Source organism: Salinilacihabitans rarus (genome assembly GCF_024296665.1).
Taxonomy (GTDB): domain Archaea; phylum Halobacteriota; class Halobacteria; order Halobacteriales; family Natrialbaceae; genus Salinilacihabitans; species Salinilacihabitans rarus.
Genome location: NZ_CP100762.1, coordinates 2,706,065 through 2,731,086 on the forward strand (window position 1 = coordinate 2,706,065; position 25,022 = coordinate 2,731,086).

32 protein-coding genes are annotated in these 25,022 nt (G+C 71.0%); 17 read left to right on the top strand and 15 right to left on the bottom strand.

Annotated features, from left to right (window positions below; genetic code table 11):
• Positions 1 to 10 precede the first annotated feature (10 nt).
• From NKG98_RS14155 to NKG98_RS14180, 6 genes are all read right to left on the bottom strand, one after another.
• Positions 11 to 403: a hypothetical protein gene (locus NKG98_RS14155; RefSeq protein ID WP_254766558.1), complete on the bottom strand. Its 393-nt coding sequence runs from the start codon at positions 401 to 403 to the stop codon at positions 11 to 13.
• A 45-nt stretch (positions 404 to 448) separates the two neighbouring features.
• Complete coding sequence (locus NKG98_RS14160) at positions 449 to 745, bottom strand: winged helix-turn-helix transcriptional regulator (RefSeq protein ID WP_254766559.1); 297 nt, start codon at positions 743 to 745, stop codon at positions 449 to 451.
• Between the two features lie 121 nt (positions 746 to 866).
• A complete protein-coding gene (locus NKG98_RS14165) occupies positions 867 to 1,985 on the bottom strand; it encodes a DUF5305 domain-containing protein (RefSeq protein ID WP_254766560.1) in 1,119 nt (372 codons plus the stop codon).
• 165 nt (positions 1,986 to 2,150) lie between these two features.
• On the bottom strand, positions 2,151 to 3,314 hold the full coding sequence (locus tag NKG98_RS14170; RefSeq protein WP_254766561.1) for a S26 family signal peptidase: 1,164 nt from the start codon (positions 3,312 to 3,314) through the stop codon (positions 2,151 to 2,153).
• Between the two features lie 45 nt (positions 3,315 to 3,359).
• Entirely contained in the window at positions 3,360 to 4,496 is a 1,137-nt protein-coding gene (locus tag NKG98_RS14175; protein WP_254766562.1) for a CARDB domain-containing protein, read from the bottom strand.
• Positions 4,497 to 4,544: 48 nt separating this feature from the next.
• Positions 4,545 to 5,114, bottom strand: a complete 570-nt coding sequence (locus tag NKG98_RS14180) for a hypothetical protein (RefSeq protein ID WP_254766563.1) — start codon at positions 5,112 to 5,114, stop codon at positions 4,545 to 4,547.
• A 276-nt stretch (positions 5,115 to 5,390) separates the two neighbouring features.
• Between NKG98_RS14180 and NKG98_RS14185 the strand changes: the two genes are divergently transcribed.
• From NKG98_RS14185 to NKG98_RS14200, 4 genes are all read left to right on the top strand, one after another.
• Complete coding sequence (locus NKG98_RS14185) at positions 5,391 to 5,927, top strand: DUF7344 domain-containing protein (protein ID WP_254766564.1); 537 nt, start codon at positions 5,391 to 5,393, stop codon at positions 5,925 to 5,927.
• A gap of 2 nt (positions 5,928 to 5,929) precedes the next feature.
• Positions 5,930 to 6,754: a hypothetical protein gene (locus NKG98_RS14190; protein WP_254766565.1), complete on the top strand. Its 825-nt coding sequence runs from the start codon at positions 5,930 to 5,932 to the stop codon at positions 6,752 to 6,754.
• Between the two features lie 95 nt (positions 6,755 to 6,849).
• Positions 6,850 to 7,173, top strand: a complete 324-nt coding sequence (locus NKG98_RS14195; RefSeq protein ID WP_254766566.1) for an EMC6-like membrane protein — start codon at positions 6,850 to 6,852, stop codon at positions 7,171 to 7,173.
• A 1-nt stretch (position 7,174) separates the two neighbouring features.
• Positions 7,175 to 8,989, top strand: coding sequence for a ribosome biogenesis/translation initiation ATPase RLI (locus NKG98_RS14200; RefSeq protein ID WP_254766567.1), 1,815 nt, complete (start codon positions 7,175 to 7,177; stop codon positions 8,987 to 8,989).
• On the opposite strand, the gene NKG98_RS14205 is transcribed toward NKG98_RS14200, so the two are convergent.
• Both NKG98_RS14205 and NKG98_RS14210 read right to left on the bottom strand, forming a co-directional pair.
• Entirely contained in the window at positions 8,977 to 9,738 is a 762-nt protein-coding gene (locus tag NKG98_RS14205) for a hypothetical protein (protein WP_254766568.1), read from the bottom strand. The two genes, NKG98_RS14200 and NKG98_RS14205, sit on opposite strands and share 13 nt — an antisense overlap.
• 304 nt (positions 9,739 to 10,042) lie before the next feature.
• Complete coding sequence (locus NKG98_RS14210; protein WP_254766569.1) at positions 10,043 to 10,564, bottom strand: archaemetzincin family Zn-dependent metalloprotease; 522 nt, start codon at positions 10,562 to 10,564, stop codon at positions 10,043 to 10,045.
• 39 nt (positions 10,565 to 10,603) lie between these two features.
• Here NKG98_RS14210 and NKG98_RS14215 point away from each other — a divergent pair, with 39 nt between their 5' ends.
• On the top strand, positions 10,604 to 11,023 hold the full coding sequence (locus NKG98_RS14215) for a UPF0146 family protein (RefSeq protein ID WP_254766570.1): 420 nt from the start codon (positions 10,604 to 10,606) through the stop codon (positions 11,021 to 11,023).
• A gap of 45 nt (positions 11,024 to 11,068) precedes the next feature.
• Positions 11,069 to 11,935: a TIGR01548 family HAD-type hydrolase gene (locus NKG98_RS14220; protein WP_254766571.1), complete on the top strand. Its 867-nt coding sequence runs from the start codon at positions 11,069 to 11,071 to the stop codon at positions 11,933 to 11,935.
• A 1-nt stretch (position 11,936) separates the two neighbouring features.
• Here the strand turns inward: NKG98_RS14220 and NKG98_RS14225 are convergent, their stop codons facing one another.
• Complete coding sequence (locus tag NKG98_RS14225) at positions 11,937 to 12,770, bottom strand: glycerophosphodiester phosphodiesterase (protein WP_254766572.1); 834 nt, start codon at positions 12,768 to 12,770, stop codon at positions 11,937 to 11,939.
• 111 nt (positions 12,771 to 12,881) lie between these two features.
• On the opposite strand from NKG98_RS14225, the gene NKG98_RS14230 reads away from it, so the two are divergent.
• Positions 12,882 to 13,142, top strand: a complete 261-nt coding sequence (locus NKG98_RS14230; RefSeq protein WP_254766573.1) for a hypothetical protein — start codon at positions 12,882 to 12,884, stop codon at positions 13,140 to 13,142.
• Positions 13,143 to 13,148: 6 nt separating this feature from the next.
• On the opposite strand, the gene NKG98_RS14235 is transcribed toward NKG98_RS14230, so the two are convergent.
• Positions 13,149 to 13,625: a molybdopterin-dependent oxidoreductase gene (locus NKG98_RS14235; protein ID WP_254766574.1), complete on the bottom strand. Its 477-nt coding sequence runs from the start codon at positions 13,623 to 13,625 to the stop codon at positions 13,149 to 13,151.
• A 116-nt stretch (positions 13,626 to 13,741) separates the two neighbouring features.
• On the opposite strand from NKG98_RS14235, the gene npdG reads away from it, so the two are divergent.
• Positions 13,742 to 14,410, top strand: a complete 669-nt coding sequence (gene npdG, locus NKG98_RS14240; RefSeq protein WP_254766575.1) for an NADPH-dependent F420 reductase — start codon at positions 13,742 to 13,744, stop codon at positions 14,408 to 14,410.
• A gap of 57 nt (positions 14,411 to 14,467) precedes the next feature.
• Here npdG and trxA read toward each other — a convergent pair whose 3' ends face one another.
• Complete coding sequence (gene trxA / locus NKG98_RS14245; protein WP_254766576.1) at positions 14,468 to 14,737, bottom strand: thioredoxin; 270 nt, start codon at positions 14,735 to 14,737, stop codon at positions 14,468 to 14,470.
• A gap of 422 nt (positions 14,738 to 15,159) precedes the next feature.
• On the opposite strand from trxA, the gene NKG98_RS14250 reads away from it, so the two are divergent.
• From NKG98_RS14250 to hisE, 4 genes are all read left to right on the top strand, one after another.
• On the top strand, positions 15,160 to 15,321 hold the full coding sequence (locus NKG98_RS14250; protein ID WP_254766577.1) for a preprotein translocase subunit Sec61beta: 162 nt from the start codon (positions 15,160 to 15,162) through the stop codon (positions 15,319 to 15,321).
• A 131-nt stretch (positions 15,322 to 15,452) separates the two neighbouring features.
• Positions 15,453 to 16,046 carry a pyridoxal 5'-phosphate synthase glutaminase subunit PdxT gene (gene pdxT / locus NKG98_RS14255; RefSeq protein WP_254766578.1) on the top strand — a complete coding sequence of 198 codons (594 nt, stop codon included), beginning with the start codon at positions 15,453 to 15,455 and terminating at the stop codon, positions 16,044 to 16,046.
• Positions 16,047 to 16,113: 67 nt separating this feature from the next.
• Positions 16,114 to 16,581 carry a bifunctional nuclease family protein gene (locus NKG98_RS14260; protein WP_254766579.1) on the top strand — a complete coding sequence of 156 codons (468 nt, stop codon included), beginning with the start codon at positions 16,114 to 16,116 and terminating at the stop codon, positions 16,579 to 16,581.
• A complete protein-coding gene (hisE, locus tag NKG98_RS14265) occupies positions 16,582 to 16,866 on the top strand; it encodes a phosphoribosyl-ATP diphosphatase (RefSeq protein ID WP_254766580.1) in 285 nt (94 codons plus the stop codon).
• Between the two features lie 6 nt (positions 16,867 to 16,872).
• On the opposite strand, the gene NKG98_RS14270 is transcribed toward hisE, so the two are convergent.
• Positions 16,873 to 17,970: a molybdopterin-dependent oxidoreductase gene (locus tag NKG98_RS14270; protein WP_254766581.1), complete on the bottom strand. Its 1,098-nt coding sequence runs from the start codon at positions 17,968 to 17,970 to the stop codon at positions 16,873 to 16,875.
• 114 nt (positions 17,971 to 18,084) lie between these two features.
• On the opposite strand from NKG98_RS14270, the gene NKG98_RS14275 reads away from it, so the two are divergent.
• Together NKG98_RS14275 and NKG98_RS14280 are read left to right on the top strand one after the other, a co-directional pair.
• A complete protein-coding gene (locus NKG98_RS14275; protein ID WP_254766582.1) occupies positions 18,085 to 19,443 on the top strand; it encodes a DUF8130 domain-containing protein in 1,359 nt (452 codons plus the stop codon).
• Between the two features lie 28 nt (positions 19,444 to 19,471).
• The gene (locus NKG98_RS14280; protein ID WP_254766583.1) at positions 19,472 to 19,819 is read left to right on the top strand and encodes a four-helix bundle copper-binding protein; all 348 of its coding nucleotides are present in this window, start codon (positions 19,472 to 19,474) and stop codon (positions 19,817 to 19,819) included.
• 3 nt (positions 19,820 to 19,822) lie between these two features.
• Here the strand turns inward: NKG98_RS14280 and NKG98_RS14285 are convergent, their stop codons facing one another.
• A complete protein-coding gene (locus tag NKG98_RS14285) occupies positions 19,823 to 20,233 on the bottom strand; it encodes a DUF5518 domain-containing protein (RefSeq protein WP_254766584.1) in 411 nt (136 codons plus the stop codon).
• Between the two features lie 88 nt (positions 20,234 to 20,321).
• Here NKG98_RS14285 and NKG98_RS14290 point away from each other — a divergent pair, with 88 nt between their 5' ends.
• Both NKG98_RS14290 and NKG98_RS14295 read left to right on the top strand, forming a co-directional pair.
• Positions 20,322 to 21,347: an NOG1 family protein gene (locus NKG98_RS14290; RefSeq protein ID WP_254766585.1), complete on the top strand. Its 1,026-nt coding sequence runs from the start codon at positions 20,322 to 20,324 to the stop codon at positions 21,345 to 21,347.
• 25 nt (positions 21,348 to 21,372) lie between these two features.
• The gene (locus NKG98_RS14295; protein ID WP_254766586.1) at positions 21,373 to 21,627 is read left to right on the top strand and encodes a hypothetical protein; all 255 of its coding nucleotides are present in this window, start codon (positions 21,373 to 21,375) and stop codon (positions 21,625 to 21,627) included.
• A 10-nt stretch (positions 21,628 to 21,637) separates the two neighbouring features.
• On the opposite strand, the gene NKG98_RS14300 is transcribed toward NKG98_RS14295, so the two are convergent.
• Both NKG98_RS14300 and NKG98_RS14305 read right to left on the bottom strand, forming a co-directional pair.
• Positions 21,638 to 22,915, bottom strand: coding sequence for a DUF389 domain-containing protein (locus NKG98_RS14300; RefSeq protein ID WP_254766587.1), 1,278 nt, complete (start codon positions 22,913 to 22,915; stop codon positions 21,638 to 21,640).
• A gap of 60 nt (positions 22,916 to 22,975) precedes the next feature.
• Positions 22,976 to 24,268 (bottom strand): TIGR00341 family protein, encoded by a 1,293-nt coding sequence (locus tag NKG98_RS14305; RefSeq protein WP_254766588.1) that lies wholly within the window; start codon positions 24,266 to 24,268, stop codon positions 22,976 to 22,978.
• A gap of 118 nt (positions 24,269 to 24,386) precedes the next feature.
• On the opposite strand from NKG98_RS14305, the gene engB reads away from it, so the two are divergent.
• Positions 24,387 to 25,004, top strand: a complete 618-nt coding sequence (gene engB / locus NKG98_RS14310) for a GTP-binding protein EngB (RefSeq protein WP_254766589.1) — start codon at positions 24,387 to 24,389, stop codon at positions 25,002 to 25,004.
• Positions 25,005 to 25,022: the final 18 nt, after the last annotated feature.

The following is a 25,022-nucleotide window of genomic DNA, read 5'->3' on the forward strand; positions in this document are numbered from 1 at the left end:
GGCCGCTCGCTCACTCCTCGCGGTAGAGTTCGGGGTTTCGCCACCAGAACAGCCCCCAGCCGAGCGTGAAGCCGACGATCATCGCGACGACGTCCCGGAGCAACTGGTTCAGGCCGGTGTCGAGGACGAGCGCGAGCGCGATCCCCGCGCCGAGCGCGGAGGCGACCACGACGAACAGCGCGTCGCCGACGATCCGTGCCCGCGAGTGCTCCCAGTAGGAGCGTCGATCCTCGTCGTACCAGACGCCGACGTAGACCAGCACCGGCGACATGAACGCGATCGTCGTCACGACCCGCCACTCCAGAGCGACGTCGAGAAGCCAGTTGATCGTCGACGACGCCGCCGCCGCGACGAGCAACCCGAGAAGTAGCCACGCCCAGCGTGGCAACGACTCCCTGTCCATGCGTCCAACTCGTTCGCGCCGGGAAAATAGCTTACCCCGGAGCCGTCACTCGGCGCAACAGGCGTCCTTGTTCGCGCCGGACTCCTCGACGCCGCTGCCGTCGGCCGCGACCGGGTCGTCGATTCGGTAGAGACTCTGCCGGGCGTCCGCGAAGTAGATGTTCTCGTCGACGACGCCGATCTCACCGAGGCGTTCGAGCGCGTATCGAACCGTCCGCGCCGACAGCATCGACTCCTCGACGATCTGCTTCTGGGTCAGCGGACCGTCGTACTCGAGTACCTTGAACACCAGTTTCGCACTCGGCGGCAGATCCGATATCTCCTCTCCGTCGGTCTCTTCCATGTTACGATTCGAAACCTGCAGCAGTATAAAAGTTGAGCCTTACTGGGATGGCCCGCCCCGACGCGGATCGGCCGGCGGCGCCGCCGGCCGAACGCGGCTCTTACCGGGCGTGAACGACGGATTACCGGTCCGGACAGCCGAGGTCGTCGTCGGGCCGGCCGTCGGGGGACGCCGGCGTCCCCTCCGGCGGGCGGTCGTCGTCTTCGGGCGGTTTCGCCTCGGTGTTCGTCTCCGGCCACGCGGTCTCCTTCCAGTTGCCCCGCTCTGCGTAGTAGTAGACGACGTCGTCGCTGACGACGGCGAACAGGTCCCGCTGGCGGTCGTGGACGACGCGCTCGCCGGTGTCGATGGCGACGTCGACGACGTCCTCTAAGGTGTCGAGGGCGACGTGGTGGTCGCCGATCCGCATCGGGATCGTCCCCCGGGAGATCCACTCGGCGTACCGGCGCTCGTGGACCGCCCGGCGGGCGGCCTCGGGGTCGGCCGGCGACCGGCGCGCGACGAACGCGGCGCCGGCCAGCGAGACCGCCGCCAGCGCCGCCAGCCCGCCGACGCGCAACGGACTCGGCGTCTCGGTCACCTCGACCTCGACCGTCTCGGGGTGGTCCTCGTCGTCCGCGAGCGACTCCTCGAGCCAGTAGGCGTCGGCGCCCACCCGCAACGGGCTGGTGGCCGTCAACGCGCCCTCGTTCGCCCCGGTGTCGTACGCGACGCGCAGCGCCAGCGAGACTTCGACCGTGCCGACCCCGCGAAGTTCGGACTCGACCTCGCGGGTCCGGTCGACGACCTCGCGGACGTCGAGGGCCGCCTCGGAGCGCGCGAGGCCGTCCTCGACGGGGGCCTCCTCCCGGAGGACGACGTCGCGGTCCTCCCAGAACGTCTCGCCGTCGCGGACCGCCTCGTACCGGACCGCCAGTTCGTGGGTGACCGCGGCGTCGTCGCTCGGGACCGCCGTCTCCGGCGTCAGCGTCAGCGTCGGCGTGGCGTTCGTCAGGTAGACCGAACTCTCCTCGAGGCTCTCCCCCGCCTCCCAGAGGCCGTCCTCGACGACGACGGCGCTCGTGTGGACCTCCGTCTCGACGGTTTCCGCGGTCCGCTCCTGGGTCGCGGTCGTCGTCTCCGGCGTGGCGACCACCCACCCCGCCGACGCCGCCGAGACCAGCCCCACCAGCGCCAGCGCGACGACGAGCGTCCGGCCGCGCTCCGCGATCAGCAATTCGAGGCGCGGACTGTCGATCACGGTCGGCTCACCCCCGACGATCGCCGCCGGTCGCCGGGTCCGTCGACGCCCGCGACCGTGCGGCCGACCCGCGTCCGATCCCCTCGGTCGGCTCGGTCGATCGAACCACTCACAGTACCACCCGTACCGGCCACGGGTATAACGATACTGGCCGACGCGGGGCGGCTACCGCCGGTTACGGAGCTTTCGCGCGATCCGGATCGAGAGGGGAACGTCCCCGCCGGGACGCCGGACGCGGAGGTCGCTGCTCCCGAAGAGGGCGACGACGACCGCCGCCGCGACGCCGACGATCACCGCGTCGACCGCCGCGATCGCGACGAACGGGTGGATCGCGTGGAGGCAGGCCAGAAGCCACGCCGGGAGCACCGCGAGGTAGCGGTACTCGCCGACGTGGCGGACGTACTCGCCGGGTTCCGCCGGCGCCGCGAGCGTAACGGTCGCCGCCGCCTCGTCGCGGATTCCCACGCGGAGCACCTCTGGCTCGACCGCGACGCCGTCGCTCTCGGGTTCGAGGACGGTCACGACCGGGAGGTAGCCGGCGTTGTCGATCGTCCGCGACAGTTCGCCCGTCTCCCCCGGGGGGACCACCTGCGGGTCGTCGGTCGGTTCCCCGGCGCCCACCAGCCCGTACTCGGTCGTCCCCGACGGCACGACCATCGCCGCCGTCGCGAACGTGACGAGCACGACGAGCACGAGCGCGAGCGTCGTCCGGAAGGCGAGGACGTTCTCGCGGCCCCGCGTCCGTCTCGTCTCGCGGCGGGCACCCGAGTCGAACAGCAACCCGAGGCCCAGCAGCGCGACGCCGAGGCCGATCAGCACCGCGCCGGCGTCGTCGCCCTCGAACGCCGCGGTCACCCCGACCGGGGCCGCGAGGGCGTCGGCCGCCGCTTCGAGCCCCTCGTGGGCCGCCATCACGGCCGTCCCGAGGTGCGGGATCGTCACTACCTCGCCGTTCGCTTGCAGGGCGACGGCGACGATCTGCCCCTCCGCGACGGCCGCCTCGCCGCCGTCCTGATCGGTGACGGGGTTCGCGTCGCCTTTCGTGACGTAGCCGCCGTCGGTCTCGCCGACGACGCGGTGGGTGGTCAGCCCGCCGTCGTGTAACGTCGCCGCGTCGAAGACGACCACGTCGCCCCCCTCGACCGGGCCGGCCAGCGCGCTCGGGACCGCGACGAAGCCGTCGCCGGCGTTCATCGCCGGCGCCATGCTCCCCGTCGCGACGTAGCCGAGCAGGATCGGCTGGCCCAGCAGTTGTCCGAGCACGAGCGAGAGGGCCACCAGCGCGAGGAGTGCGGTCGCGGCCCGCGAGAGGGCGGTGCGAGCGGTCATCGCGTCGACCCCGGTGCGATCGTCGCAGCGTTCGGCCGCGTATCGTTACGCACGGCGCCGCGTCACCCCCAGCAGGAGGAACACCCCGACGGCGGCCGGGGGCAGGACCGCGGCGCCCGCGCTCGGCGGCAACTCGCGGACGCCCGTCGGGACCGCGCTCCGGTCCCCGACCGTCACCGACCCCGCGGGGTCGCCGTCGACGGCCACCTCGTACGTCCCGGGGTCGTCGAGACGCCGCTCGAACGCCACCCGGGTCTCCTCGCCGGGATCGAGTTCGATCCGCTCCGTCTCGACGACGACGGTACCGACGGCGAACTCGACGTCGGTCTCGCCCGTCGCGTTGCCGACGTTCCCGACCGTCGCCTCCGCCCGGACGGGTTCGCCCGGTTCGATCCGCGCCGATTCGAGGCCGACGTCCCGCACCTCGAACGCGGGCGCGGGTTCGCCCGACGGCCGGACGATCACCGTCTGGGTCGCGCCCGTCGATCCGATCTTCACCTTCCCCACCTCGTCTACCGTGCGCTCGAACGTGACCGTCCGCGTCCCGCCGGCCCCGACGACGACCCGCTCGGTGTCGACGACGAGTCCGTCGACGACGAGTTCGGCGGTCGTGCTCCCGTCCCCGTCGCCGCGATTCTCGTAGGTCTGGGTGACGGTGACGGCGTCGCCCACGGGGAGTTCGGTCGGGGAAACGGTGGTGTCGACGTGGTGGATGTCGGGGTCGCCGACGGCGTCCCCGTCTCCCGCCACGGCGACGACGGTGAACGTCTCGGTTCCCCCGGTTGCGACGTGGGTGTCGATCGAGACGCCGACGGAGACGGTTTCGCCGGCGGCGAGTTCGACGGGATTCGAGTCGTTGATCTCGTCGGTCGGGTCGCCGTCGGCGTAGAACGTGACGCCGTCGACCTCCGCCTCGATCCACGCGGACCTCGACTCGTCGGTCGTGATCGTGAACACGTCGTCGAACTCGGAGTTTGCTCGGTCGTTTACCCGATCGAACTGCAACTCGATTTCGCCGTCCGAGACGGCGACGAACTCGCCGTTCGGCCCGCTGTGGGGGGCTATACCGACGCCGGCGGTCGGTTCGTCGACCGGCGTCGCTCCGGTGGGAACCGCGAGACCGACGGCGAGTGCTCCCGCCAGCAGAACGAACGCGACGATGGAGATTGCGGCCCGGGGCATGCGTCTGGACGGAACTCGCGTGTCTGGCGCGACTCGAATAGACGGGGGTCAGTTCGCTATCAGCGTGAGCGTCCCCCCGTCTTTGTCGGCCTCACCGGCGGAGTCGGTCGTTCTCCTCCCGGTTCGGACGGTCGCGTTCACGTCGACGGTGGCGCCGTCGGACAGCGTGTACTGGTCGCCGCTCCCGTCGTCGTCGGCCAGGGACAGTTGGACCTCCGAACGGACGTTCCCGCTGCCGTCCGTTTCGACGACGACGGTCGTCGTGGCAGTTTGGTCGCCGCTCCCGTCGTCGAACCCGACGGTTATCGGACTTCCGTCGGCAGTATTGTTCGCAAGCGTCAGGATCCCGTCGACTACGGTCTCTGCGTCGTCGTTGAATCCATCGCCGGTGCTCGAATCCCCGAGGTCGATTTCGGCCGCGTCCCCCGAGTCGGAGCCATCGGCCGCGTACGGGCCGTTCACGCTGATGCCGAGGTAGGCGCTCCGGTCGCCGACGGTCTCGACGGTTACGGTCCGATCCGCCTGCACCCGACTGAACGCGCCCGATCCCAGCACCGCGCCGCCGCCGGCGACGATCGTTCCCAGTCCGAGCAACACGTTGCGTCTGTTCATTCTCATCGTGTATCACCGATCGATCCGTCCGCCGGCCGTAGGCGTCGATTACGGCCAGCGGACGGCTCCTGTGCCATTCCTGCCGCCCACCCCCTTTGTATTGAGTAGCTGGAACGTCCGAAGGGTCGGCCGTACCGCCGTTCAAGCCTCGTCTGAACCGCGTCCGGCGAGCCGATCGCCCCTCCCGGCCGCAGAACCGCGCCTGAGCCACTCTACCGCCCGCTGGCGGCAACAAGCGTTATATGTCAGGCGAACGTTCAGTAACGAACGACGGACGTTCTGATGGGGACCAAAAGCGAGGGACGTACGGACCGAGGGAAGGTCTTCGACCTGCTCAGTAACCACCGGCGACGGTACGTGATCCACTACTGCAAACGCGAGGACGACCCGGTCGAACTCGGGGACCTCGCCGAGCACGTCGCGGCGTGGGAACTGGACAAGACGGTCGAGGAACTCACGTCGGCGGAGCGAAAGCGCGTCTACACGGCCCTCCAGCAGACCCACCTCCCGACGCTCGAACGCGCGGAGATGATCGAGTTCGACGACCGGACGATCGAACTGACCGAGAACGCCGAACACCTCGACGTGTACCTCGACGTCGTCCCCGACGACTCGATCCCGTGGGGGGTGTACTACCTCGGGCTGTCGACGGTCGCGGTTGCGGTGCTGGCGGGGCTGTGGCTCGGGTGGCTCCCGACGGAGACGGTCCCGACGCTCGGCTGGGCGACCGCCGTCGTCGCGCTGTTCGCGAGTTCGGCCGTCGTCCACGTGGTCCAGAACCGACGGATGCGCCTCGGCGAGGTGGAGCGACCGCCGTAATCATGGCCGATACGTCTCGGATCACGCGACGGGCCGCGCTGGGGCTGGTAGGCGGCGGTGCGCTTCTCACGGCCGGGGAGACGCTCGGCGTCACCAGTGTGACGAGCACCCGGGAGGTGAGCGTGAGCGTGAACGGGGATTCCGGCGGATTCGTCGGCCTGCTCGTCAACGACCAGGTCCGGAAAAACCGGCGGGAACGCCTCGTCGACGTGACGAACAACACCGACGAGGCGATCGACGTGACCGTCTCGCTGTCCGATTGCGGCCACGGGGCGCTCTACGGCCCCGACGGTGTCTCGGGGTGTACGGTCGAGTTCGGCCTCGCCGCGTCGGGGCTCGCCGGCGACTCGAAAACCGTCGAGGTCGAGGCCGCGGCCGGCGGGATTTCCGTTCCGTTCGCGATCACGGCCACCTCGTCGGCGCTGTCGTTCGAGGCGACCCGGTCGACGGACGCCGCGTTCGGTACCGGCACCGACGGCGCGGTCGAGATCACGACCGTGAAAAAATTCCGGGCGAGCGCGGGCGACGACGACTGGACGGTCGAGGAGATCGAAGCCGTCTCGAACGACGAGCCCTCCGAACTGGACCACGTGGCGTTCGAGGTACGGGCCGACGCGGGCGACGGCGACGTGGTCGGGACGTTCGAAGAGTCCGCCGGCGGGAACGAGTACTTGCGGTCCGGTTCGAACGACGACCCTGCAATCACCATCGAACCCGACGGCGGCCACGGGATAGACCGAAACGCCGCGTACGAACTGACGGTTACCGTCTCCGACACCGCCAGCAACTTCGACTCCGCGACGGAACTCACGAGGGCCACGCCCTGATTCGCCTCCCGTCGTTCACGTAAGCCGGTAGTACTCGGCCGTCCCGGTGATCGAAACCCGAACGCCTTTTTAGCGCCGCCCTCCCACCTCAACCCATGTCGACCGAATCGATCAGCGACCGACGCGAGCACGTCCGCTCGGTCGGCGTGACGGCGCTCGCGGCGCTTGCCGGCGTGGGAGCGGCGCTCGCGTCCGCGGCGATCACGAGCGGCGTCGATCCCACGACGGCGGCCGGCGACTCCCGGGCGCTCGCGATCGTCCTCGCGGCGATCCTGCTCCAGTTCCCGGTGCTCTCCTCGACGGGCATCTACGACGACGACGAGTTGGGGCCCAAACACTACCTGTTCGTCGCGTTCATGACCTTCTCGCTGTGGTTCGTGACGTGGGGCATCCTGCTCTCGACCGGCGCGGGGGTCTAGCGTGGCCGAGGACAGCATCGCCGTCGTCGACCTCGACCGGTGCCAGCCCGACCGGTGTAACTACGAGTGCAAGAACTACTGCCCGCCGAACCGGACGGGCAAGGAGTGTATCACGCTCCGGGGCGAGGCGGCCGACGAGGGCCAGCCGGATCAGATCCGCATCTCCGAGGAGATCTGTCTCGGCGAGACCTGTGGCATCTGCGTCGAGAAGTGCCCGTTCGACGCCATCGAGATCATCAACCTCCCACAGGAGCTCCAGGACGACCCCGCCCACCGCTACGGCGAGAACGCCTTCTCGCTGTACGGCCTGCCCGCCCCGCAGGAGGGGCAGGTGACGGGCATCCTCGGACCGAACGGGATCGGGAAGACGACCGCGGTGCGGATCCTCGCGGGCGAACTCGAACCCAACCTCGGGCGCTTCGAGGAGCCGCCGGGCTGGGACGCCGTCCTCGACGCCTACCGGGGCACCGAACTGCAAGACTACATCGCCGACGTCCGCGACGGCGAGGTCACCGTCGCCCGCAAGCCCCAGTACGTCGACCAGATTCCGAACCAGTTCGACGGCAACACGCGCGAACTGCTCGAGCAAACCAACGAGCGCGACGCGCTCGACTCGCTCGTCGAGCGCCTCTCGATCGGGCCGGTGCTGGAGCAGGAGATCGACGACCTCTCCGGGGGCGAACTCCAGCGCGTGGCGCTTGCGGCGACGCTCGCCCGCGATACGGACTTTTACTTCCTCGACGAGATCACCCCCTACCTCGACATCGGCCAGCGGGTCACCGCGGCGCGTCTCGTCCGCGAACTCGCCGAGGAGGAGGGCAAGTCGATGCTCGTCGTCGAACACGACCTCGCGATCCTCGACCTGCTCTGTGACACCCTCCACGTCGCCTACGGTGAGCCCGGCGCCTACGGCGTGATCACGGCGCCGAAGTCGGTGCGCAACGGGATCAACGAGTACCTCGCGGGCTACCTCGAAAACGAGAACATGCGGATCCGCCCGGACCGCATCGAGTTCGAGGAACACGCCCCGCGGGCGGTCACGAGCGGCGAGACGCTCGTCGAGTACCCCGACCTCGTGAAGTCCTACGGCGACGGCGAGTTCTCCCTCGACGTCGAGGGCGGCGCGATCCGCGAGAACGAGGTCCTGGGGATCGTCGGCCCGAACGGGATCGGGAAGTCGACGTTCGCGAAGCTGCTGACCGGGAAACTCGACCCGGACGAGGGCGACGCCGACCTCGACCTCGACGTCTCGTACAAGCCCCAGTACGTCACCATCGACCAGCACATGCGGGTCGACGCGTTCCTCTCGTCGATCACGGACCAGTTTGGCTCCTCGTACTGGAACACCGAGATCGCCCAGCCCCTGCAGCTAGAGCGGATCATGGAGCAGAACCTCTCGGACCTCTCCGGCGGGGAGCGCCAGCGGGTCGCCATCGCGGCCTGTCTGTCGGACGACGCCGACCTCTTCCTGCTCGACGAGCCCTCGGCGCACCTCGACGTCGAACAGCGGGTACAGGCGACCCGCGCCATCCGCCGGTACGCCGAAGGGCAGGACGCGACGGTGCTCGTCATCGACCACGACATCTACATGATCGACCTGCTCGCGGATCGGCTGATGGTCTTCGACGGCGAGCCGGCGGTCCACGGTCACGCCAGCCAGCCCCAGCCGATGCGCGACGGCATGAACGAGTTCCTCGCGAACCTCGAGGTCACGTTCCGCCGCGACGAGCGCACCTCCCGGCCGCGGATCAACAAGCCCGACTCGCAACTCGACAAGGAGCAGCGCCAGCAGGGCGAGTACTACTACGCGCCCTGACGGTCGGTCGCCGCCGTTCTGACGAGGACGTACAGCCCCGCCAGCGCGAGCGCCAGCCCCGGCAGCGCGTAGCCGACGACCGCGCCCGAAACGACGAACCCGCCGGCCGCCCCGGCCGCCGCGCCGACCGCGGCGGCGACGACCCCGAGGAGGACGAGCGCGGCGGCGGCCGTCGCGGCGAGTCCGGAGTCGTCGTCGGCCGGGTCCGGCCGTTCGCGCGGATCGACCAGCCGCCACCCGGGCGCGCGGTCGGCCGAGAGGCGATACCGGCCGTCGGTGGCCGACGCGAGGAGGCGGTCGCCCGCGGTTTCGAGCGCGCTCGCCAGCCAGCCGGTCGGCTCGTCGGCGTTCGCGCCGGCGTCGGTTCGCGCGAGCAGGACGCGCTCGCCGACGAGGTGGCCGATCGAACTCGCGTCGTAGCCGACGTCCTCGACGATCCGCGCGAGGAGGAACGCCTCGGACCACGGAATCGGCTTCTCCAGTGCGAACGCGACCACCTCGTCGTGGGGCAGGGCGACTTCGAGGCGGACCGTCGTCTCGTCGACCGACCGCAGGTCGATCACCCGCCCCTCGACGTACCCTTCCGCGGTCGTCGCGACGTGGACCCGGCCGAGTTCGTCCGCGAGCCGTCGTTCGGGCGGGTCGGCCTCCTCGTAGCCGCCGCCCGCCCGGCGCTCGCCCGGGACGCGCTCTCGACCCCGGTCGACTTCGACCTCGACCTCGTCGCGCTCCTCGTCCGCGCCGGTCATCCGGCACCACCCGTCCGGGCGTCGACGGGGCGAACCCGAACCCGAGTGCGAGCGCGGCCGCTGTCGATGCGGTCGTCTCTCGTCGCGGCCCCCTGCCGCCGATTCGCGCGTCTCACGTCGATCACCGGTTCGTGTGCCCGTACGGGCCCCGGCGGCTAAGTCGTTGGCGCCCGCGGCCCGCGGTCGCCGGCGGCCGCGTCGACCCCGTCCCCGTCGTGCTCGTCGGTCGACGTCTCGAACGGGGGGTCGTCGGCCTCACGTCGTGGGGTTCGTTCCCGGGTGCTACGTGCGCGGTCGCCGCGAGTCAGGCCAGCAGCCGCTGGCAACTGCCACAGAGCTTTTCCTCTTTGATGTCGACTTCGTGGACGGTCGGCGAGAAGTTCATCACGCAGCGCTGGTTGTCGCAGTGTTCGAGGCCGTAGGTGTGGCCGATCTCGTGGACGATCTCCTTGCGGACGCGGTCCTCGAAGATGTCCGAGGCGCTCTTGTTCGAGAAGCCGCCGTCCGAGGAGGTCTGCAGGCGGTAAGTCGAGACGACGCTCCCGCTGCCGTCGAGGTAGGCCAGTCCGAAGACGTAGTTTCGCCGCCGGTAGAAGAGGTCGTGGGGGGTGATCGCGATGTTCTTGTCGCCGCGGCCGACGCGTTCGGCCAGTTGGATGAACGTCTCGGCGCAGTACTGGTTGCGCCCGGGGTCGTACGCGCCGTCCGGAACCGACTGCGCGTCGTTGACGGTGACGTCACAGTCGTAGACCGATCGCAACGCCGAGGAGGCCGCCCGCTTGACCGTGGCGGGCACGTTGCCGACCGGCACGATGTCGACGAGCATGAAAACTGGTATGGCGGCCCGGGGCATAAACGTCCCGCCGTGGCACGAACTCGCCGGAATCTGGAGGGGATCCTCGCCCGCTTGGAGGGGTACGACCGCGTCGTCGAGGTCGGGATCGGTCGCCGGAGCGAGGTCGCGGCGGCGCTCGCCGCCCGCGGCGTCCACGTCGTCGCCACCGACGTTCACCCCCGCGAGGTTCCCGACGGCGTCCGGTTCGTCGTCGACGACGTCGTCGACCCCGACCTCGACGTGTACGCGGGCGCGGACGCGCTCTACGCGCTGAACCTGCCGCCGGAACTCCACCGGCCGACGCGAGCGGTCGCCCGCCGCGTCGGCGCGGACTTCCTGTTCACGACGCTGGGCGGCGACGGGCCGGCGGTGCCGGTCGAGCGGGAGTCGGTCCCCGGCGACACGCTATTCCTCGCCCGGGACGGCCCCGGGACCCCCGACGGCGGGTGACCCGAATCCGGCGGGCTTTATCCGCTCCGGCCCGTTCGCCCCGCCATGAACGTAGACGCCGTCGTCCTCGACGTCGACGGGGTGCTCGTGGACGTCGCCGACTCCTACCGGCGGGCGATCCTCGAGTCCGTCGAGCGGGTCCACGACCGGACGATCCGCCGGGAGGACGTCCAGCGGTTCAAGGACGCGGGCGGGTTCAACAACGACTGGGAACTCACCTACGCCGCCGCGCTGTACGTGCTGGCGACCGGCGAGGGCTACCGCCGCTCGATCGAAGGGTTCACCGACGCCGTCGCCGCCGAGGGCGGCGGCCTCGACGCCGCCGAGCGCGTCGTCCGCGACGACATCGGCGCGACGGCGACCCAGCGGCTCCGCGAGCGCTGGGACCGCGAGCGCCTCCGGGACGTGTTCCAGCAACTGTACCTCGGGGCCGACCTCTACCGCGCCCTCGAAGGGGGCGACCCCGACGTCGAGACCCGCGGCTACATCCACGACGAACCCGTCATCATCGCGGCGGAGACGGTCGACTCCCTCGCCGGGAACTACGACGTCGGCGTCCTCACGGGTCGGCCGGCCGCCGAGGCCGAAATCGCCCTCGACCGCGCCGGCCTCGACGTCCCCGCCGACCGCCGGTTCACGATGGACGACTGGGAGGAGGGCAAACCCCACCCGCGCGCGCTGACGACGCTCGCCGAGCGGTTCGACGCGGACGCCGTCGCCTTCGTCGGGGACACGCTGGACGACGTCCGGACGGCGAACAACGCCCGCGAGGCCGACCCCGACCGCGAGTACCACGGCGTCGGCGTCCTCACCGGCGGGCTGACCGGCGACGAAGGACGGGAGAAGTACGAGGCCGAGGGGGCCGCGGCGGTGATCGAGTCGGTGAACGCGCTGCCCGAGTTGCTCGAGTAGCTCACTCGCTCCCGCCGACGCGTCCCAGTCCCGGGTAGTCGGCGATGATCCCGTCGACGCCCGCCGCCGCCAGGTCGTCGAACTGCACCCAGTTCTCGACGGTCCAGACGTTCACCGTCCGCCCCTCCTCGTGGGCGACCGCGAGCACGTCGACCGACGGCTTCCCGCCCGCAGGCCCCGCGTCCGACCCGGCCGCGAGCGCGGTCCCGGCGACCGCGTTCCGCGGGGGGTGGACCGCCTCGCAGTCGTACCGGCGGGCGACCGCGAGCCCGGATTCGAGGTCGTTCCGGACGAGCGCCGCCGCGGCGTACTCGGGGGCGACGTCCCGGGCGGCCGCGAGCGCCCCCTCGCAGAACGACGAGAGGAGGACCTCGCCGGCGAAGGCGTCGCAGTCGGCGACGACGCGCTCGACGAACGGCGCCCACAGGTCACGCCGGGTCTCCCGTTCGGCCTCGGGCAGCGACTCGCCCGGCCGCAGGTCCGCAGTCCCCGGGTTCTTCAGCTCCACGTTCACCCCGACGGTCGCCGGCACCGCCTCGAAGAGGTCGGCGAGGGTCGGCACCTGCTGGTCGGTCCCCAGGACCCGCGTCTCGCGGAGGTCCGAGAGCGGCGTCTCCCAGACGCGTCCCTCGGCGTCGGTGAGCGGCCGGCCGTCGCGGACGCCGTCGAGGCGGGCGTCGTGGAAGACGACGGGCGTCCCGTCGGCCGCGGGCTGGACGTCGACTTCGAGCATCGCCGTGTCGGGGTCGGCGGCGGCCCGCTCGGCCGCGGCGACGGTGTTCTCGGGCGCGACGCCGGCGTAGCCCCGGTGGGCGATGACGACGGGATCGGTCATCGACCGCGACGACGCGCTCCGTCGGGTTGTATCCTCCGGCGCGACGGCGCGTGCCCCGCCGGCGCAGGTGCGCGCCGACCGTTGATACGCCCGCGCGCCGAACGCCCGCCCATGGCCGACGCCACGCTCGATTCGGTCGAGTCGGACCTCGACCGCGCGGCCGACCTCCCCGCCGCGGAGGCGATTCCGTTGCTGCGGGACGCCCGAGACCGCCTCGCGTCGCTCGCGGACGATCCGGCCGTCGACGCGGACGCGCGGGCGGCGCTCGCGGACCGTGTCGACCAGCGACTCCGCGAGGTCGCGGAGCGCGACGCCTACGACGCCGGCGAGATGGGCGCGGCGATGAACCCCGAGGACGACGACGCGCCCTGACCGGCCCTACGCCTCGGGCACGAACGGCTCCTCGCCGACGGTCTCGAACGCCTCGGGATCGTCCGACGGCGACAGCACGAGCGTCTCCATCCGCGCGACTCCCTTCGCGCTGCGCGTCCCCGAGACGTCCGGGGCGACGAACCGGGTCGCGTACGACTCGGTGTCGGCGATGGGGACGCCGTCGTGGACCAGCGCGAGCACCCCGTCGAGCGCCGCGAGGACGTCGACGCAGACGCGATAGCCGTCGCCCGCCTCGACGGCGAGGTGGGTCGTCTCCCCCGGCGGGTCGGCGAGGTCGAGCAGCGCCGCGACCGGGACGCCGGTCCACGCCGCCACGTGGCTGCTCCCCGTGGCGCAGTCGACGTCGACGGTCCGCGTCACGGTCGGGAGCGACGCGAGGTCCTCGTCGGTGACCGCGACGCGGTCGGCGCCGACGACGGTGATCGGCTCCGGGAGCGCCCCCGCGCGTTCGGCTGTACTCATGCGCGAGGGTACGCGGCACGGGCGCTAAACCGCTGTGGTCGGCGGGTCGCGTGGCCGCGGCGGCGAGCGTGGCCGGACTCCGACCCTTTATCCCGCCGCCGTCCGCACGTTCTTCCATGCGAATCGCACTGCTCGGTGGCACGGGCGACATCGGACAGGGACTCGCCCTCCGGTGGGCGTACGACACGAACCACGAGGTACTGATCGGCTCGCGCGACCCCGAGCGCGCGCGGACGGCGGCCGAGGAGTACGAGACGGAACTCGACAGCCGCGGCGTCGAGGCGTCGATCAAGGGGTTCGCCAACGAGATGGCCGCCGACCGCGCGGACGTGGTCGTCCTCGCGGTGCCGCCGTACCACGCCGGCGACACGGTCGACGCCGTCGCCGACAAACTCGACGCGGAGACGGTGCTCGTCTCCCCCGCGGTCGGGATGAAAGGCGACGAGGACGGCCTCCACTACCACCCGCCGTCGGCCGGCAGCGTGACGGCGCTGGTCGCGGGGCGGGCGCCCGACGGGGTGTCCGTCGTCGGCGCGTTCCACAACCTCGCGGCGGACAAACTGGCGAACCTCGACGCGGAACTCGACCTCGACACCCTGCTCGTCGGCGACGACGAGGACGCCAAGGAGACCGTGGGCCAACTCGCGGAGGGAATCGAGGGGCTGCGCGCGCTCGACGCCGGTCCGGTCGCCAACGCGGCGGAAGTCGAGAGCATCACTCCGCTCGCGATCAACATCGCACGCTACAACGACGGCATGCACGACGTCGGCGTGCGGTTCCACTGAGCGGACGCGGGCCGTTCCCCTTCGAGCGATCCGGTGAAAACGTCCCCCGACTGCCGGTCAGGCACCGGCGGACTCGAGGGCTTCCTCGATGGCCTCGCGCTGGGTGACGCCGACGAAGCGCTCGACGACGCCGTCCTCGTTCTCAATGATGAGCGTCGGTAGCGAGCGCACCTGGTACTCGTTGGCGACGTCCTGCTGTTCGTCGACGTTTACCTTCTCGACCTCGAAGCGCCCCTCCCAGTCCTCCTCCAGTTCGTCGAGGATCGGGTCCTGGGTCTTACAGGGGCCACACCAGTCCGCGTAGAAGTCCTTGAGCGTGACAGTCATACCGTTCATCGACCTTTCCCGCGCGCCGCGGATAAGCGTTTCTCACCAGTGTGTGCTTGCCGCAGGTCCGCTCTGACCGCCGTCGAACGGGCCGGCGGCCGCGGTGGGCCGTGACCCACGCCTCCGGGCGGTCAGGTCTCGTCCCCGAGCCACCCGAGGAACGTGCCGTCGATCAGCGTCCCGGTCTGGCGCTCGACGGCGGCCGTGAGGTACTCGACGGCCGACTCGCCGGTCGGCGGGAGCGTCCACATCCCGTCGCTGAGCGGACGTCGTCGACGAGGTCCGTGTCCGTGCTCGCCATAGTCGGCTGTCGGACGGTATCTATAATGAAAGTGCCCGACTCCCGCCGGCCGCAGTCGAGGGCCTCGACCGGTCCGAACCCGGGTCGAAAGCTTTAGTGCCGGGGGTACGAAAGTTCGGACATGGACCGCGGAGAGAACTCCGGCGGGCTGATGTCCAGTGCCGGGCTCGTCCGGTACTTCGACGCAGAGGACACGAACGCCATCCGCATCGACCCGAAGACGGTCATCGCCACCGGCGTCCTGCTGGGCGTGCTCGTCCAGTTGCTGACGTTCGTCTCGTAGACCGGCCCGCCGACCGCCCGTCCCCGCTCGAACCCGACCCGCGTCGCCGAGCCGCTGCGCCGCGAGCCGCGCGAATCGGAGCCGCGCGGCGCGACGCGGCCTTTTTCACCGTCCTCTCCCTACCCCGTCGCATGTCACTGACCGCAGGCGTCGTCGCCGTCCAGGGCGACGTCTCCGAGCACGCCGACGCCGTTCGCCGGGCCGGCGCGGCCCGGGGCGAGGCGGTCACCGTCCGCGAGATTCGCGAGGCGGGGGTCGTCCCCGACTGCGACGTCCTCGCGATGCCGGGCGGCGAGTCGACGACCATCTCGCGGCTCGTCCGCGAGGAGGGGATCGCCGACGAGATTCGCGCCCACGTCGCCGCGGGAAAGCCCCTCCTTGCGACCTGTGCGGGGCTGATCGTCGCCTCGCGCGACGCCGGCGACGAGCGCGTCGACCCGCTGGGGCTGGTCGACGTGACCGTCCGGCGCAACGCCTTCGGCCGCCAGCGGGACAGCTTCGAGGCGTCGATCGAGGTCGACGGCCTCGACGAGCCGTTCCCGGCGGTGTTCATCCGCGCGCCGGTCGTCGAGTCCGTCGGCGACGCCTCGGTGCTCGCGACGGTCGACGGCCGGCCGGTCGCGGTACGCGACGGCCCCGTCGTCGGCACCTCCTTTCACCCCGAACTGACGGCCGACCCGCGGCTCCACGACCTCGCGCTTTTCGGGGACGGCGCGGGGGAGTGACCGCGGGCGCCGCCCGACGGCTGGCCGGGCGACCAGACTTTTCTCCCTCGCCCCCGTTCGTGCGCCCATGAATGCGTCAATCGACGCGGTGCGCGTCGCGGGCACCCCGCAGGGACCGGTGCCCGTGCTCGTGCTCGCGGTCGAGGGAGAGGAGGACGTGGTGCCGATCTTCATCGGGTTCGAGGAGGCGACCAGCATCGCCCGCGGGCTCGAAGCCGAGGACATCGGGCGGCCGCTGACCCACGACCTCCTGCTCGACGTGATGGAGGAACTCGGCGGCCGGATCGATCGCGTCGTCGTCAGCGAAATCGAGGAGCGCGAGGACGGGCAGGGCGGGACCTACATCGCCGACCTCCACGTCGAGACGCCCAGAACCTCCGTCGTGATCGACGCCCGGCCGAGCGACTCGCTCGCGCTCGCCGCCCGGACGAACGCCCCCATCGAGGTCACCGAGGCCGTCTTCGAGAGCGGCCGAGACGACAGGGGGAAGTTCGAGCAACTGGAAGACATCCGCGAGGTACCCGGTGACCTGTAGATGGACGACACGCTCGCGGAGCTGTTCGCGGTGATCGAAGACCGCAAGGAAACGCTGCCCGAGGGCTCTTACACCGCCTCGCTGTTCGCCCACGAGAAAGGCGAGAACGCGGTGCTGGAGAAACTCGGCGAGGAGACGACCGAACTGGTGCTGGCGGCCAAAGACGACGACAGCGACGAGATCACCCACGAGGCCGCCGACATCGTCTACCACCTGCTCGTCTTGCTCTCGATGAAAGAGGTGGGGATCGAGGAACTCGAGGCGGAACTGGAGGCGCGACGCTGACCCCTCTCAGTCGAAACCGCTGATCAACGTCACGAGCCACTGGGCCGGGTCGTCCCGGTCGCGCACCTCGACGCGGACGACCCACTTCACCCACTGGAACCCCCGTCGGCCGGGGGCCACCAGCCGCGCCGGCGCGCCGTGGCCGTGGCTCAGTCGCTCGCCGCCGACGTGGGTCGCCACGAGGGCGTCGCGGGCCTCCTCGATCGGTAGCGTCCACCGGTAGCCGGTCGTGGAGACGAACCGGACGTGTGACGCCTCCGCGGGCGGTCCCGCCCGGTCGAGCAGGTCGCCGACGCGGACGCCACGCCACTCCCGGACGGCGTACCAGCCGCTCGTGCAGTCGAGCAACGCCTCGCGCTCGGCGTCCGGGTCGAGCGATCCGTAATCGAGGTCGAGCGGCGTCTCGACGAGGCCGTCGACGACGAGCGACCACGCCGCGCGGTCGATCGGATCGGGGTCGTCCGCGACCCACGAGGTGACGGGGAAGCTCCCATTGCCGTCGCCCTCGTCCTCGACTGGCCGCGACCCGGTGAACCGCCGCTCGGCGCCGCCGGTCCCGAGCGTGGCGCTCGCGAGTTCCTGCAGGCGGTAGAGGACCGCGCCGGCGACGAACAGCCCCGCGAACCGCAGCGCCGTGCGCCGCCCCTCGAAGTCGACCCGGCGGGGGCGCCGGAAGCGCGTCGCGAGGTGGGCAAGCGCCAGCGGGACGAGCGCCAGCCCGAAGCCGACGTGGACGCTCAGCAGCGTCCAGTAGGCGATTCGCGTCTCCGGGCCGACGACGCCGACGACCCAGGCGACCCCCGTCGCCAGCGCGCCGAGGGCGGCGACGGCGGTCAGGACCGACAGGGCGGTCGTCGGCCGCCATCGGTCGCGGTTCAGCAGCCGCCCGCGCACCCGGGAGAGCTTGAACGCGAGCAGGAAGACGAGCGTGATCCCGACCACGCGGTGGAGCCGGAAGACGTACCACCCGTCGGGCGTCCCGACGGTGAAAGAGAGCAGGCCGCTCGCGACCTCGACGCAGACGAGCGCGAGCAGCGACCAGTCGACGAGCCGCGGCGGCGGCTGGACGCGCTTGAGGAGGCGTCCGCGGCGTCGCCCGGGCATCGTCCCGAATACGGTCGCCGGCGGGAAGTAACCGCCGGCGCCCACGGCGGCCGAGGTGAAACGATCGTTTCAGCTACCCGAACGGACTTTGACGGGGCGACCGTCGTCTCGGCCATGCGACGACGACGACTCCTCGCGACGACGGCGGTCTGTGCCGCCGCTGGCTGTCTCTCGGAGCCCTCGAACGCGAACGATCCGGCGGAGAACGGGGCCGACGACGACGGGGCGACCTTCGCCGTCGACCTCGACCGGCCGCCGTACGTCGTCTCGATGGACGAGCGCCTCCCCGAGGTCGCGCGGGCGAACGCGGTCACGCCCGCGGCCGACCTGAACGACGCGGCGGCCGCGGCCGTCGAGACGGCGATCGAGGCGGACCGGTACGAGACGGCCGACCCCGACGAGGCCCTCCTCGACGGGCTGTTTCGACTGCAGTACGTCGAGGTCGACGGGACGATCTACGAGGTCGACCGGAAGATGCCGGAACACGTCGTCTCGGGGACCGAGGTCCCGGAGCGCGAGGTCGACCCGGACCGGACGATCGGCCTGATGGACGACCGGATCCGCGCCCTCGGCGTCGACAACCGCGAGATCGTCGGCGCGGTCGTGACGGTCGTCCGCCGCGACGGTCCCACCGGCGAGACCTACCGCGCGACGGCCCTCGACGGGGAACTCGACGCCTTCCTCGAGACGTACGACCACGTCGCCTACCCCGACGACGGCGACGACGGCCCGGCGCCCGAGGGGTACGTCGAACTCGCGTACGCGTACGAGGAAGGCGAGCCCCCGTACTGGATCGAACTGGAAGCGGTCCCGCCCGAGGAGCGCTACGGCGCGCCCGTGACGGACGTCGCGGCGTATCCCGACGCGGTCGCCGACCTCCTGCGCGAGGCGGCCGAACGGCGGACGGCGCAGGTCCGCGACCTCCCGGCGGGCCTGCGCGAGGCGGTCGCCGACGAGGGCTACGTCCGCCTCGAGGACCGCGTCTACGAACCGGAACTCCGCGAGATCGACCACGAGGCGGTGCCCGTGACCGTCGCGGTCCGCGACGTCGACGAGGCGGACCGCTCGCTCGCGCTCGCGGTCGAGACCGACCGGGAGGACGTTCGAATCTTCAGCGGCGCGCCGGCGCCGTTCGGCGTCCTCAACGCCGTTCCGGCCGACGGCGACGAACGCGCGCTCCTCTGGAGCGACGCGTACGAGGCGAGCGACCACGTCCACGTCGACGAGACCGGGGGGAGCGTCGCGGTCAACGACATCGGCCTCACGACCACCCTCGACCCCGGCGAGCCGACCTCCGAGACGTACGAGGCCCGTCCCGAGTGGGGGTTCGACGCGGGCGCGTACGTCGTCGAGACCTCGCTGTCGGTCGAGTGGGGCGACCGCGGCGACGGCGCGTCGGCGAGCTATCCGTTCTCGCTTACGATTTCGGTCCCGGAGTCCCGACGGTCCCTGCACTCGCCCGGGCGAGTTTGATCCCCGGCGGCGGTGACCGTCACGTGCGATGGCGCTCCAGCAACTCGAACACGCCGACGACCACATGCAGGAGTGTATCGACAACTGCCTCGAGGCCGCGCAGGTCTGCGAGTGGTGTGCGGACGCCTGCGCCGACGAGGGCGAGGGGATGGCCCGCTGTATCCGGCTCTGCCGGGACGTCGCGGACGTGACGTCGCTGCACGCCCGGTTCATGGCGCGCAACTCGGGCTACCACGCGGATCTGGCGGCGATCTGTGCGGACCTCTGCGAGGAGTGCGCCGAGGAGTGTGCCCGACACGACCACGACCACTGTCAGGCCTGCGCCGAGATCCTGCCGGAGTGTGCCGAGAGCTGTCGGCAGATGGCGTCGGCCTGACGGTCAGTAGCGGTCGGCCCGCCCGTCGGCGTAGCCGGATCGGTCGGGGCCGAGCGCGCCGCCGAGCGCGCCCGCGACGGCGCTTTCGAGCGCGAGGACGAGCGAGACGACCACGGCGGCGCCGAAGATGCCGAGTCCGGCGAGACCCGAGAGCGCGCCGCCGAGGGGGCCGCCGATCCACCCCGCGAGGCTGACGACCAGGGCGACGAGGAACCCGAACAGGATGCCGCCGAGCGCGCCGGCGAGCAGGCCGTGCCAGAAGCCGTTGCCGAGGCCGCCGCCGGCGAGGTAGCCGGCGACGAAGCCGCCGACGACGCCGGCGGTGAGCTGGCCGAGCCCCGGTAACGCCAGACCGACGATTCCGATGGCGGTCGCGACGACGAAGCCGATGAGGACGGCACGCCAGTTCGTCATACCGGCGGTAGGGCGTCGACCAAGGTAAGCCCTGAGGACTCGTCGCGTAACGAACGGCCTTTTATGATCGCGTCACGTACTCGCGGCCATGATTTTCGAGGACCTTCCGACGACGCCGACGTCGGAAGAGCTGATCGACAAGGCGTTCTCGCGGGCGGCGCGGGCCGGCAGGGCGCGTCGGGGCCTCGAGGCCCAGCAGTCGATGCTCCAGACGGCGTCGAACATCGTCTCGGACAACCTGGAGAACGTGGTGACCGCGTGGCCCGACTTCGGCTACGAGGCGGAGGTCCACCCGTTCTACTACGAACTCGCCGACGCCATCGTCGACGTCGACGAGTTGCGCCAGCACCTCTCGGAGGTGATGTGGGCCAGCCGCAAGGCCCGCGAGATCCACGAGGAGTACCAGCCCAAACTGCGCAAGACCGACGTCGACACCGCCCGCAAGCACCGCAAGCAGGCGTTCGCCCGCCTCGCGGACGTCGTCGAGCAGGTCGACGACGACCTGCGCGCGATCAACGAGGCGCGAAACGACCTGCGCGACCTGCCCGACATCGACCCCGAGGCGCCGACGATCGTCGTAGCGGGCTACCCCAACGTCGGCAAGTCGTCGTTCGTCAACGCGGTCACGAACGCCCGCGGGGAGACGGCGTCGTACCCGTTCACGACGAAGGGGATCGGCCTCGGCCACTTCGAGGGGGCGGACCTGTCCGCCGAATCGGAGCGGACCGAACGGTCCGCGATGCGCGACCACGTCCGGTACCAGATCGTCGACACGCCGGGGCTGCTCGACCGGCCGCCGGAGGAGCGCAACGAGATCGAGTCGCAGGCGGTCAGCGCGCTGGAGCACCTCGCCGACTGCGTGCTCGTCCTGCTCGATCCCAGCGGCGAGTGTGGCTACCCCCTCGACTCCCAACTGGAACTGCGCGAGGACATCGCGGACCGCTTCTCGGGGGTGCCGACGCTCACGGTCGCGAACAAGGCCGACCGCTCCCGGGAGGTCGACGCCGACGTCGACTACCACATGAGCGTCGAGACCGGCGAGAACGTCGAGGCGGTGCTCGACGCGGCCGTCGAGGCGATCGACTACGAACCCGAACTCCCGTTCGAACGTTGATATGCGCACCGTTGGAACCCTCACGATGATCGAACTCGCGGTCGGGATGTCGATGGCCGGGCCGATGTTCGTCGTCGGCGTCGAGTTCGCCCGGACCGGTCAGCCGGCCGTCGGCATCAGCTTCTTCGCGCTGGGTGCGTTCGCGCTGTTTTTCCCGTCGTACGTCGTCAGGCGGATCGGCGGGCCGCGGACGTGGATCCGGCGGCGACTCGGCGGCGCGGACGACGCCGAGTCCGAGGCCGACCGCTCCGGCCTGTTCGATCGCCTGCTGAATCGGTGAGCGGGCCCGCTCACCCGGCGCTCGCGGACTCGTACTCGACGGTCTCGACCCGGACGGTGACCGCCTCCCCGGTCCGCCGCTCGACGCGTTCGGCGACGTCGGCGGCCAGTTCGTCCGGCGCGGCCGCCCCGTCCTGGGCGACGACGACCGTCGCCTCGCGCGGGCCGGTAAACGGCGACATGTCGGCGTACTCGACGCGGACGGAGACCGCGGTGAGGTTCTCGTGGCCCGACTCTTCGAGGGCTTCGTCGGCCGCCCGCTGGATTTCGCGGTCGACCATCGTCTGCTGGACGGTCGCGCCGACGACCGCGAGCGTGACCGCGGCGACGACGAGGCCGAGCGCCGCAACCGTCGCCCGCGACCACTCGAACTTGCCGCCGGGGGAGGGCCGCTCGCGCTCGTGGTAGCCGAGGACCACCAGCACCGTGAGCACCGAGACGTTGATGACGACCATCGTGACGACCAGCAAGACGGTGGTGCCGATCGCGAGTTCCGGTTCGAGGAAGGCGACGGCGATGCCGGCCGCGCCGGCCGACGGGATGAGCGCGGCGGCGATCATGACGCCGATGATCGAGGTGGGGCCTTTCGTCGTCAGGCCGATGCCGGCGGCGGTGCCGGCGGCGGCGCCGACGACCAGCGAGAGCGCGTTGGGCGCGAGGCGGACGCCGAAGAGGTCGAGCGACGGCAGCGAAAGCGGCGCGGGGACGAAGCCGCCGAACCGGAACCCCGCCGCGAGGACCGCCCCGGCGGCGACCGCCAGCCCGAGGCCGTACAGTTGCATCCAGAGGCTGTCGGCGATCATCTCGCGGTCGCCCGTGACGGCGCCGACGCTCGCTGTCAGCGCGGGGCCGATGATCGGCGCGATCACCATCGAGCCGACGACGATCGCCGGCGAGTCGACCAGCAACCCCGCGGTGGCGATGAGCGCGCTCAGGATCATCAGCGCCGCGTACGAGCCCCGATCGCGGCTCAGGTCGCGCGCCTTCGCTCGCAGTTCGACGCCCGTCAGCGGCTTGTACTCGCCGACGTAGCGCCGTTCGATCGTCTCCGAGGTAGCGGTCATCGCCGCCTCGCCGCTCGCGACGACCGTGTACTCGTCGGTCGCGACCCCCGCCGCTTCGAGCGCGTCGAGCGCGTCGCCGACGGCGTTGCTCGGCACCGGCGTCTGCAGGAGGACCCCCTCCCGACCGGCGACTTCGAGGGCGGTGACGGTGAACTCGTGCTCTTCGAGGGCCTCGCGGGCGGCGTCGCGGCGATCCGCGGGAACGACGACGTTGAGGACGCGCACGGACGGTAGTCGACGGCGAGGGGGAAAAGCCTCGGCCATGCAGCCCCCTCGCGCCCGCGATCAGCGCTGGATCACGTCGACGAACCGCACCTCGATCTCGACGCCGTCGTCGGCGTGGCGGTCGATCCGCGCGGTCAGTTCCTCGGCCAGTTCGGGCGACGCCGCGCCGGGCGGCCCGCCGATGGTGACGATCACGCGCTCGGGGCCGCGGATCGGGAAGTCGTCGTTCAGGGTGACCTCGAGGTTCAGCAACTCGTACTCCTCGTATCGCTCTTCGGAGAGGACGAGTTGTGCCTCCTCGCGTGCGTTCTGCTCGAAGCTCGCGTTCGTGTACGACGCGTAGGTGATCCCGGCGAGCAGCGCCGAGAAGAGGAGGCCGGCGGCGACGAGGGCGAGGATGCGCCGCCGGACGCGCTGCTGGGTCGGTCCGAGTTCGAACAGGTGTTCGGGCCGGTAGCCGGCGTACCAGAGGGTGACGAGGCCCGCGAGGTTGACCGAGAGGAGGTTGACGAACACGAGCGCGGTCGCGCCGATGGCGGCGCTGGGATTGCCCCACGCGAGGGCGATGCCGGCGGCGGCGGCCGGCGGGATGAGCGCCGCGGCGATCATGACGCCGACGAGGGCGACCGAGATGCCCGTCGAGATGCTGACGATGCCCGCGACGCCCGCCCCGAGCGCGATCGCAAGCGAGAGCAGGTCCGGGGTGAGCCGCTCGGATATCTCGCCGACCTCGGTGATGTTCAGCCCCGGCGGGACGACGTTGAGCATCTGGACCGTCCACGCGAAGACCGCCGCCGAAGCGATCGCGACGATCACGCCGAGTATCTGGTAGCTCACGCTGTGGGAGAACAGTTCCTCCTCGTCGATCACCGAGCCGACGCTCGCGCCCAGCGCGGGGCCGATCAGCGGCGCGATCACCATCGAGCCGACGACCACCGCGGGCGAATCGAGCAACAGCCCCGCGGTCGCCACCACCGCGCTGACGACCGTCATCGTGACGTAGATCCCCAGCGTCGGCGTGAGTTCCTCGGCCTCCGTCCGTAGCTCCTGTCGCGAGATGCGCTCGGACTCGACGTCGCCAGTCTCGTACTCCTCGCGCAGCGCATCGAACCGACGGGAGACGACCGTCTCGGCGTCGAGGACGACCGTGTAGGCGTCCTCCTCGACGCCCGCCTCCTGGAGTTCGTCGAGGACGGGTTCGACGGCCGACGACGGGAGCGGGAAGTAGACCACCGCCGTGTACTCCCGGCCGCTGTCCTCGTCGGTCACCACGTAGTCGATCCCTCGCTCGTCGAGCGTCTCGAGGATCGTCTGGCGTTTGCCGGCGGGCACCGTCAGCTGTACGAGCCGCATTTGCCTGACCGACGGGGCCCGGGCTCATAACTTCGGGGTACGGCAGCGGGACCGTCCGGTCGGCGCGGGGCGACGCCCGTCGCGGCCCTTATAACTGGCCGCCTCCCTACTGGCAGGCATGTTCGACACCCGTCCGGACCGCGAGGCCGAGGTGGTCCTCGTCGGCCGCTCGAACGTGGGCAAGTCGACGCTCATGCGCGAGTTGACCGGCCACAGCTTCGACACCGGCGGCAAACCGGGCGTCACCCGCGAGCCGAACCACTACGACTGGGCGCCCGAGGACTTCGTGCTCACCGACCTTCCCGGCTTCGGCTTCATGAGCGGCGTCGACGAGGACCGCCGCGAGGCGATCAAGACCGGCATCGTCCGCTACCTCGAGGCGTACGCCGACCACGTCCTCGTCGGCGTCCTCGTCGTCGACGGCAAGAGCGTCGTCGACATCATCGACCGCCACTCCGGCCCCGACTCGATCCCCTACGACGTCGAGATGTTCCACTTCCTCCGGGACCTCGAAATCCCCGTCGTGGTCGCCGTCAACAAGATGGACAAGGTCGACGACCGCGACGAGCGCCTGAACGACCTCTGTGACCGCCTCGGACTCCTGCCGCCGTGGAAGCAGTGGCAGGACACCATCGCGCCGATCACCGCCACACGCGGGCGGATCGAACCGCTGACCGAGGCCGTCCGGACCCACCTCCACGAGCAGGGCCGGGACGACCTGTTCAAGTTCTTCTAGAACCGAAGTTTTACGCTG